Genomic DNA, 3,072 nt, shown 5'->3' with positions numbered 1-3,072 from the left:
CGGAGTCCGCCCCGAGCCTGGCCCCCGTCGTCCGCGAGTCGACGCCGTCGCTCATCGCGCGCACGCTCCGTCGGGCGATCTCCGACGGTACGTTCGGACCGGGCACCCAGCTCGGCGAGGCGGCGTTGGCGCGTTCGCTCGGCGTGAGTCGCGGCCCCCTGCGCGAGGCCATGCAGCGGTTGACGCAGGAGGGCCTCCTGGTCTCCCACCGCAACCGCGGGCTCTTCGTCGCCGACCTGACCCCCGAGGCCGTCGAGGACATGTATCTGCTGCGCACGACGGTCGAGACGGCCGCCCTCGACCGCGTGCTCGACCTCGGACTGGGGGCCGATACAGCCGACGCTCTCGACGCCGCCGTCGACGCGATGGCGGCCCTCGCCGACGAGCCGCGATCCGCGGCCATGGTCGCGGCGGATCTGGGTTTCCATCACGCGCTCGTCGAGGCAGCGCGGAGCCCGCGACTGTCGCGCGTGCACGAGACGGTGCTGGTCGAGACCAGCATGTGCCTGCACGCCATGCGGGGGACGTATTCGGACGCCGCGTCGAGGCTCGCCGAGCACCGCGCGATCGCCGACGCGGTACGCGCGGCAGACCCGGGCCCGGCCCGCGCGCTGCTGGTCGACCACATGAGGGACGGGCTGGCCCGGGTTCTCGGATCCGGCGCGGCGGTCTGAGCTCACCCGGGCGCGCGTCGGCCGGGCCCGGGGCGTTCCGGGTCAGTGGACGGGCTCGAACCCGTTCGTCAGCGCCCAGGCGACCGCCTGCGGCCGGGTCGTCACGCCGATCTTGCGGTAGGCGTCCCGGATGTAGGACTTCACGGTGTTGATCGACAGGTAACAGGCCGTGGCGATGTCCTCGTTGGACAGCCCCTGTGCGATGAGCGCGAGCATCTCGGCCTCGCGCGGGGAGAGCCCGGAGTCCCCGGCGGGCCACACGGCGTGCGGCCCGGCGTCCCCGTCGCGAGCCGGCGCGGTCAGCGTCTCCCCGGCCGCGATGCGTTCGATACCCGCGACGAGTTCCTCGCCGGCCAGCGACTTGGCGAGGAAGCCGCGCGCCCCCGCCGCAACGGCTTCGTCCACGGCCCGGCGGTCGGTGATGAACGAGTACACGACCACGGCACCGACATGCGGTTCGCGCGCCAGTTGCGCGCACTGGTCCTGCCATCCCGGCCCGGATCCGAAGGTGTCGAACAGCACCACGTCGACCGGGTCGGGCACGTGTGTGCCGCCGTGCCCGGGAAGGAGCGTCACCCGGTCCGCATACGGGCCCAGAAGCGCCTCTACGCCCGCGATGACCAGCGGATAGTCGTTGAGGACCGTGACCGTCACAGGCATGGAGAAACTCTAGCAGTGCCGACCCATCCCACCCGCGGGGGTGTGCCGAATCACCTCCGATGTGACGGAAGCTGGAACGGACGGTGGGAGGAAAGATGCAGCACAGCGTATTGACCAAGACCGACGAGCAGTGGGCCTGGGCCGATCACGGTCGGTGCCGGGACATTCCGGACCTGTTCTACAACGGGGAGGACGAGGCGAAGGCGACGCGGCGGCGCAAGGAGGCCGCGGCCAAGAAACTCTGCGCGCAGTGCCCGGTCATCGACGCCTGCCGCCGCCACGCCACGTACAACCGTGAGCTGTACGGCGTGTGGGGCGGGATGACCGAGGCCGAGCGCCACCGCCAGGCCGGCCGGGTCCGCACCGGCTAGACCCTCCCTGTTCTCGCGCGACACCCGAGATCCGCTACCCGGACGCCGGATCCGCTACGCCTGTGGGGGTAGCGGATCCGGAGCCGGGGTAGCGGATTTCCTTCGATCTCGCCCCCGGTCAACCTGTCAGCGGACGGGGATCGCGACGAGCTTGGTCTCGAGGAACTCCTCGATCCCCGTCGTCCCGCCCTCGCGGCCGAGCCCGGACTGCTTGATCCCGCCGAACGGCGCGGCCGGGTTGGAGACGACGCCGACGTTGATGCCGACCATGCCGGCCTGGAGTCGCTCGGACATGGTCAGCGCGCGGTCGAGGTTCTCGGTCATGACGAACGAGACCAGGCCGTACTCGGTGTCGTTGGCCAGCGCGACGGCCTCGTCGTCGGTGTCGAACGGCACGAGCGCGGCGACGGGGCCGAAGATCTCGGTGGACATGAGCCGGGCGTCCGGGGTGACGCCGGTCAGCACGGTGGGCGGGTAGAAGAAGCCGGGGCCCTCGCCGCGGGTGCCTCCGGTCAGCACCTCGGCGCCGCGGCTCACGGCGTCGTCGACCAGCTCGGCGACCTTGTCCACGGCCTTCTCCTCGACCAGCGGTCCCACGTCAGTGCCCTCGGCGGTGCCGTCGCCCACGGTGAGGGCGGACATCCGCTCGGTCAGCCGGCGGCCGAACTCGTCCAGTACCGACCGGTGCACGAGGATGCGGTTGGCGGACGTGCACGCCTCGCCCATGTTGCGCATCTTGGCGGCCATCGCGGCGTCGACGGCGGTGTCCATGTCCGCGTCCTCGCACACGACGAACGGTGCGTTCCCGCCGAGCTCCATGGACGTGCGCAGCACGCCGCGTGAGCACTGCTCGAGCAGCTTCCGCCCGACGGGCGTGGAGCCGGTGAAGGAGAGCTTGCGGGCGATCCCGGAGTCGATCCACGGCTCCACCACCCCGCCGGCGTCGGTCGTGCACACCACGTTGAGCACGCCGTCGGGCAGGCCGGCCTCGCGCAGCACGTCCACCACGTACAAGGAGGTCAGCGGCGTGAGGTTGGCGGGCTTGAACACCATGGTGCAGCCGGCGGCCACGGCGGGGCCGATCTTGCGGGTGGCCATGGCCAGCGGGAAGTTCCACGGGGTGATGAGGATGGACGGGCCCACCGGCTCCTGCGTCACCATGAGTCGGGTCTTGCCGTCGGGGGAGCGGCGGGCGTCGCCGTGGATGCGGGAGGCCTCCTCGGAGAACCAGCGGAAGAACTCGGCGCCGTAGGTGACCTCGCCGCGCGCCTCGGCCAGCGGCTTGCCCATCTCGGTGGTCATGAGCAGGGCGATCTCGTCGGCGCGGTACACCAGCAGCTCGTAGGCGCGGCGCAGGATCTCGGCGC

4 protein-coding genes are annotated in these 3,072 nt (G+C 71.5%); 2 read left to right on the top strand and 2 right to left on the bottom strand.

All coding sequences use genetic code 11. The features are described 5' to 3' along the window. The coding region (locus G6030_RS10605; RefSeq protein WP_347238634.1) for a GntR family transcriptional regulator at nt 1–674 on the top strand (674 nt) is incomplete at its 5' end. A 42-nt stretch (nt 675–716) separates the two neighbouring features. Here the strand turns inward: G6030_RS10605 and G6030_RS10600 are convergent. Then, the gene (locus G6030_RS10600; RefSeq protein ID WP_182643095.1) at nt 717–1,334 is read right to left on the bottom strand and encodes a response regulator transcription factor; all 618 of its coding nucleotides are present in this window, start codon (nt 1,332–1,334) and stop codon (nt 717–719) included. Between the two features lie 95 nt (nt 1,335–1,429). Here G6030_RS10600 and G6030_RS10595 point away from each other — a divergent pair, with 95 nt between their 5' ends. Next, nucleotides 1,430–1,705, top strand: a complete 276-nt coding sequence (locus G6030_RS10595; protein WP_043566910.1) for a WhiB family transcriptional regulator — start codon at nt 1,430–1,432, stop codon at nt 1,703–1,705. 126 nt (nt 1,706–1,831) lie between these two features. On the opposite strand, the gene G6030_RS10590 is transcribed toward G6030_RS10595, so the two are convergent. After that, nucleotides 1,832–3,072, bottom strand: a 1,241-nt coding sequence (locus tag G6030_RS10590) for an NAD-dependent succinate-semialdehyde dehydrogenase (protein ID WP_182643094.1), incomplete at its 5' end; no start/stop codon positions are given.

It is taken from the genome of Dietzia sp. E1, assembly GCF_014145015.1.
In the GTDB taxonomy this organism is placed as follows: domain Bacteria; phylum Actinomycetota; class Actinomycetes; order Mycobacteriales; family Mycobacteriaceae; genus Dietzia; species Dietzia cinnamea_A.
Note: the sequence above shows the minus strand (reverse complement) of the source record. Positions and strands in the feature narration are given on the sequence as shown.